This window comes from Betaproteobacteria bacterium (genome assembly GCA_016791345.1).
In the GTDB taxonomy this organism is placed as follows: Bacteria; Pseudomonadota; Gammaproteobacteria; order Burkholderiales; family JAEUMW01; genus JAEUMW01.
Genome location: JAEUMW010000058.1, coordinates 22,059 through 28,058 on the forward strand (window position 1 = coordinate 22,059; position 6,000 = coordinate 28,058).

General features: G+C 60.6%; 5 protein-coding genes. 1 reads left to right on the forward strand and 4 read right to left on the reverse strand.

Annotated features, from left to right (window positions below; genetic code table 11):
• Positions 1 to 105: 105 nt before the first annotated feature.
• Together JNK68_02200 and JNK68_02205 are read right to left on the reverse strand one after the other, a co-directional pair.
• Positions 106 to 840: a hypothetical protein gene (locus JNK68_02200; protein ID MBL8539162.1), complete on the reverse strand. Its 735-nt coding sequence runs from the start codon at positions 838 to 840 to the stop codon at positions 106 to 108.
• Positions 841 to 1,629: an ABC transporter permease gene (locus JNK68_02205; protein MBL8539163.1), complete on the reverse strand. Its 789-nt coding sequence runs from the start codon at positions 1,627 to 1,629 to the stop codon at positions 841 to 843.
• On the opposite strand from JNK68_02205, the gene JNK68_02210 reads away from it, so the two are divergent.
• Positions 1,622 to 3,394, forward strand: a complete 1,773-nt coding sequence (locus JNK68_02210) for a HAMP domain-containing histidine kinase (GenBank protein MBL8539164.1) — start codon at positions 1,622 to 1,624, stop codon at positions 3,392 to 3,394. The genes JNK68_02205 and JNK68_02210 overlap by 8 nt on opposite strands.
• Here the strand turns inward: JNK68_02210 and JNK68_02215 are convergent.
• Together JNK68_02215 and JNK68_02220 are read right to left on the reverse strand one after the other, a co-directional pair.
• Positions 3,382 to 4,200 carry a prepilin-type N-terminal cleavage/methylation domain-containing protein gene (locus tag JNK68_02215; protein ID MBL8539165.1) on the reverse strand — a complete coding sequence of 273 codons (819 nt, stop codon included), beginning with the start codon at positions 4,198 to 4,200 and terminating at the stop codon, positions 3,382 to 3,384. The two genes, JNK68_02210 and JNK68_02215, sit on opposite strands and share 13 nt — an antisense overlap.
• A 20-nt stretch (positions 4,201 to 4,220) precedes the next feature.
• Positions 4,221 to 5,606: a hypothetical protein gene (locus tag JNK68_02220; protein MBL8539166.1), complete on the reverse strand. Its 1,386-nt coding sequence runs from the start codon at positions 5,604 to 5,606 to the stop codon at positions 4,221 to 4,223.
• Positions 5,607 to 6,000: the final 394 nt, after the last annotated feature.

The window sequence follows — 6,000 nt, forward strand, 5'->3', positions numbered from 1 at the left end:
GCATTATGGCCGTCCGGTTGCCTCAGAATCGGTTTCAATAACGGGTTCACGATCATGATAAAAGCGACTTCGCCGTGCCGAGACAGTGTGGAAGAGGGCGAAGCGTCAATTCTTCGACTGAAGCGGCGATTTCTCAGCGTTCTCGAGCATCTCGATGCGCTGCATCAAGAAAGCGATCTCGTGAGGATCCTGAATCGTCCCGCTCGCAAGCAGGCCCCCCAGCAGCACTTTCGCCGCTTCGTGCTCACCCATATCGGCGCGAAGGAAGATATGCATCTGTCTCGCCCAAGACGGAATCGGAGCATCGCCAGCGTGATCGGCCAGGGCCTGGGCATACTTCAGGGAGAGAGGGAGATCTCTAAGCGCGTGCCGAGCCATGACGGATGCGTGAGCGAGCCACTGCCAGCGGTGAGGTGGGTCATCTAGGAACTGACGGAAGACAAAGTCCAGCATCATGCGCTGTTTGGGCTCGTCTGGGACTTGAGAGTACACGGTTGCAGCCAACAGAAGCGGGTATTGGGTGGCCGGATCAAGATCAAGGCAAACCTTAAGCCATTCAACCACTTTCGTATAGTCGAGGTCCTTGAAAGGGATGCTGATTCCGGGTTGGTTATCGAAAGCCTGCAAGCGCAGCAGGAGGAAATAGCTGAGGAAGACAGGATCGCCGAGACTTAGCGCCCGAAGCACAACAGGCGGCGGGGGGGTGGACAGATCCTCCGCGACGGCGACAGGTGCAGGTTGTCTTGCGTGCCAACCGACCTGTAATGCGAAGAACAGCGCCATGGCGCCGAGAACCCCCCGCGGCACCGAACGCCACGAGCGCTCGCGCTTGCTCTGCATCTAGAGCGTCTTGCGGTAAAAGTCCACGAGTGCCGCGGTTGTCAGCAATGGCACGTAAACGAGTGTTTGCCCGAAGGCGCTTATCAGACCAGCCGTGCTCGGACCACTTCCCACTAGCCAAGCCGTCTCCGTGAAGCGGTCAAAGGTTGGCAAGAGATAGGCCATGGCATTGAGAAGCCCATCGGCGAAGCGATGGGCGACACTCTGGTTAGCGAGGAGTGGTGATGCGCTGATCAGTTGAATGGCTCCGATCGACCGGGCAAGCAGATAGAACGCGAGAACGAAGCTTGCGGCCGGCATGACCTGATTGAAGGTGATGATGCAGAATATGCTTAGAGCGACGACAATCCAAAGCTCCAACATGAGTGTAGCCGTCCACGCGACCAAGCCCGGCCCCCACGCGACAGGCACCAGCAGCAGTCCTGCTGCTGCGGCTAGCGCAGCGCTGACAGCTGCGTAACCCGCGAGCTTCCCCAGCACGTATGCGGTTCTCGGCAATTCCAGCGACAGCGTGAGGTCAACGACGCGATCGTTGAATTCTCTTGCCAGCGTGCTGACGATGTACAGAGATGTTACGGAAACCACCGCTAGCCGCGTCAAGGCAGCAAGAAAGGCGATTTGAACCCTGCTGCTCTCGGTGATGGCAAGCCCTTTTACAAAGATGCTCAATCCGCTCACGAGCGCAAACGCAACTACGACGATCCAGGGAAGGCGCGTACGCCAAGCCTCCAGCACGACAAAGCGCCCTATGATCAGGACTTGGCCCAGCATCTGAAGGCGATTGCTCACTGAAATGGAAAATTATACAGAATCACCGGAAGGGGCCGACGCAGGCGCGTTGATGATGGCGGGACATGCGACTCTGCCGCAGCCTTTCATTCGCCATCGAGCCCCGCTGTTTCTCGGGCTCATGCTGCTTGCGTTGCACGCATCCCTCGCATTCGGTGTTGACGAGTGGTGGTCTCGGGCATTTCTCCTCGCCCACTTCGGTTTCTTTCTGATCTGGCAGCCGGTGTGGTTGGGCGATCGGCAACTCGATACCTTTCAGGGGTTCGTCGTTGTCGGCGTCGGCCTATTGTTCGTGGTCTGGAGTAGCTGGTGGCTGATGGCGTTATGGATTGCACTCCTGTTCGCGCTGATTGGCGGTAACGTCGCCGGCGGCCGCAAGGGTGCGCAGCGCGCTGTGGGCTTCATCGCTGCCCTCTATCTGTTGGCCCTGTTGCTGATGTGGGTGGTACCGCATCTTTTCGAAGGCGAGCGCCTTCCGGATATCGTTGCATTCGTTGTCCGCTTCGTGTTGCCGCTGTTGCTTCTCGCGCTGCTTCCAATGAAGGTGGAGTCGGACCGGGCGTCAGAGCCGCTGGCGGTGGACCTCCTCTACAGCGTGCTCCTCTTTCTTCTCGTCACAGCGCTCGTGCTTGGGAGCTTTGTGCTCAAGGTGATAAGCCGCGGTGACTATCCGAGCGCTCTCGCGCAAACCCTTTTCGTGATCGCTTTGGTCTTGCTGGTGCTGAGCTGGCTGTGGAACCCACACGGTGGGTTCAGCGGCGTCAAGTATCTGGTTTCCCGTTATTTCCTTACCATCGGCCTGCCGTTCGAAGTGTGGATGCGCAATCTGGCCGAACATGCGCAAAAGGAGCCGCAGCCGGCACGCTTTCTCACCCTCGGGCTCGAGGACATGGCTGAACTGCCGTGGGTGGCAGGTGTGGGCTGGCGAACCGCGCAGGCTCAAGGTCAGGTTGGGACGCGTTCCAAGTTTCACGCGCAGTTCGCACTGACGGAACTCGACCTCGATATCTATACGCATTGGTCGCTGAGTCCCGCTTTGACGGTTCACTTGAAGCTTCTTGCACAGCTTCTCGGCTACTTTTACGAGGCCAAGCAACGTGAACAGCAACAGCGTCAGAGTGCGTATCACCAAGCCATCTTCGAGACCGGCGCGCGCCTCACACACGACGTGAAGAATCTGTTGCAGTCCCTCAAGTCACTGTGTTCAGCGGTCGAACACAGCAGCGGACACGATGCCGACAAACTCCAGGCACTCATGCAGCGGCAGCTGCCCCAGATCGCACAGCGCCTGCAGGCAACCTTGGATAAGCTGCGGGCGCCGAGCGAATCGCCCATCGAGATGATGGATGCCGCGGCCTGGTGGGAGCAGCTCAAGCAACGCTATGCCGATCGCGGCATCGAGTTCACCCTCGGCTCACCAGGTGTCGAGGGGTCGCTGCCGGGCGATCTCTTCAGCAGCGTCGCCGAGAATCTTCTGGAGAACGCGCTCTTCAAAGCCAAGAATGAAGCGGGTCTGCGGATCTCTGCGCAGTTCGCGAGCGCAGGGCGGACGTACTCGTTGCGCGTGTGCGATGACGGCAGCGCGATCAGGGCGCCTGTGGCCGAATCGCTCTTCGGTGGGGCGGTCAAGTCGCAGACGGGGCTCGGCATCGGCCTGTATCAGGCTGCCAGGCAGGCCGAACGACTCGGGTATCGTCTGGCGCTCACGGGCAACGAGCGGGGAAGGGTCTGCTTCGAACTCGCCGCGAAGGGTCAGGGAAGCTGACCTGCGGCAATCATGCGCTGGAAGAGGATGGGCGGTGTGACCCACACCATCTGGTCGTCGAACTCCGCGCCGGTGCCCGCGCCCCGGGGACGGCTCACAAAAATGCGGTCGGCACTGCCGCCGTTGGGGCTCGGGTTTTCGGCCTCGTCGACGCTAAGACCACCGGTTGCAGCGTTCGGTCCACTTGCCCAGATGACTGCAACCGCTTCACTGGTCAGGGTCAACGCGGTGCCGCAACCGGTGCCACCACCGCCCCCACCTCCGGCATTGCACACGAACAACAGTCCGTTCGTATCCGCGAAGGTACTTATTGCAGCCATGCCCGCCGCCCGCATTCCTCCGGTCTTCGTGAAGACGAAGTTCTGGCTGCCCACGTTTGCGCTGCGTACGGCATAGCGGATGCGGTTCTGATCGAAATTGGAGCCGTCCCGGACTTCACCACCCCAGCCGTCCCGCGCATAGCCATCGGCGTCGAGGGGATTCAGACCAAGCGTCGCAGCCGGCAGGAATCCCCAGAAGTTGGCGCAGTCCCCGACCGCGGCACTGGTCGTGAAAACCTCACGACCACCTGCCATCCCTGCCGGGCACGGCAATCGCCCCCGAACTGCAGCGAAGGCGAGCAGGGCATCCCTTGCTTGCTCGATAGTCTGTTCCGAACTCTCGATCTTTCGTTGTTCGACTTGACTGGCCAAAGGCACCAGAAGGCTACCAAGCACGAGCGAAACGACGACCAGAACCACTGCCATCTCGATCAGCGTGAAGCCGCGCGCACGGACGCGGCTGTCGTACGATGCGGGCGAGTACATACGGTGACTGACTGGTGTTGTCACGGGCATGCCGTTGCCACGGGATTGCCGGAACCCAAGCCTACGCACCAAAGCACGTCGTTGAAATTGGTCGTCGACGGGGTCACTCTTTCGTAGTTGCTGTTGCCGGAGGCATTCGGATGATTCGTCAGATTGCGACCTTCGAGATAGTTGCCGAGGTTTCCCTTGTCGGCATCGTTCGACCGGGTCTGTCCTGCAAGCCGTTTGCCGGAGAACATGACGACGGCAACCTGACCACTGACGCCGTTCACACTCAGACATCCTGAACCGCAAGCGACGGGCGAGGTACTCGATGCGGTTGGCTTGAAATCGGCGCCGAGGGCATAGAACAAGTGATCCTTCCAGTTCTTCCACCAGTTCTCGTCGGCGTTGCCGGTGGCGAAGGGGCAGGTTGCGGCACCCAGTGTCGACAAGCTCGCATTCGAGACCAGTGTTCTCGTCGTATCGACCTGATAGGGAAAGCGACCGGACAGACTTCCGGCAGCATCATCCCAATAGCCACTGGCCGTGTACGCGACGAGCGCTGCCGGCGCGGTCCAAGGCAGGCGATGGTCACCTGCGGAGAAATTCGTGTTCGACTTGACGTATTCCACCAAACAGAGCGCGGCGTTCTGTGCGAGGTTTTCCAGCTTCTGTGAGAAGTCGGCCCTTTTTTCTACCGCTGCGAAGATTTCCGCGGGGGCGATGACAAGCAGACGATCATTGAAACTGTCGCTGCGGTCGCCGTCGATCACCTTGGTGACAGCACCGGCAGCCGCGTTTGGGGTGGCGTTGTTGATTGCCCCGACCGGTTCCAGAAAGTGAATGGCAGCGTAGTCTTCGCTGCAGACCGGGGTCAGTGCCGTTCCTGGATTGTCGTCCTGACGATCCTGTCCTAGCGCTACACCCGGCGCGAAGATCACCGCGGCAGCGCGGCTCTCAGGCTGGGATCCCGCGAGCAAGGTGATGCCGTCCGGGCCGTACACTTCGATCTGGCCGAGCGTGTCCCAGTTCATTACATCGGTCTTGGGATTGTTCTTGAAGGTACCTGACACCGCATACCAAAGGCACTCGCCGGATCCATCGCGTGGAGGCTCGATGCCCAACGTTTTCCAGGGTAGTCGTCCGATTACCGTGACGTTGGCGGCACCGCACGTGCCTTCGGCTGCTCCTTCTCCCCCAATGCCGGAAGTTCCGGAATCGGGGCACGGAAGGTAGCCTGGCACCTGACCAGGATGCGTATCCTGGTACGTCGCCGCATAGGCAATCAGTGCTTCCTTTGCCTTCGCCATCGCAGCGGTTGTCGCTTCGTCGCGCCGTAGATCGGAGGACCGCGGATTTGCCATCGCGATCAGGGCAAGTGCCGCCCCCAGGGCGACCGCGACAAGCAACGTCAACAGCGCCAATCCCTGCTCGCATCCGCTCCTCCCTGGGCTGGCAGGTGGGTGCCGGTTCGCCATGGTGCTATTGCACAGACCCCTCGACGGCACCCGAATGGAGCGGCGCAGAGGCGGCGGCCGGCAGCGGCTCTGCGTTCGAGCGCATTCGCGGTTCGAGTGCCGGCCGTGCGGGAGACTCGGTGGTCGTTGGGTTTGCCGCACCTGCAGAATCGGCAGGCTTGGATTTCTCGGCCAGTGCCCGCTTCATTTCTGCTGCTCTCGGACTGTAGGGTTCGACGACTTGTCCGGTCGTGACGTCGAGATTCTGGCCGACGCGCAAGGTGACGACACGCTCGGCCTGCGGAATGGAGAAAACCACGGGGTCCGAGGCGGTACCCTGGGGCAGGATGGTGACACCGCC

Coding starts and splice junctions, on each gene's coding strand:
- JNK68_02200 (MBL8539162.1), bottom strand. CDS start 840: ATGCAGAGCAAGCGCGAGCGCTCGTGGCGTTCGGTGCCGCGGGGGGTT.
- JNK68_02215 (MBL8539165.1), bottom strand. CDS start 4,200: ATGTACTCGCCCGCATCGTACGACAGCCGCGTCCGTGCGCGCGGCTTC.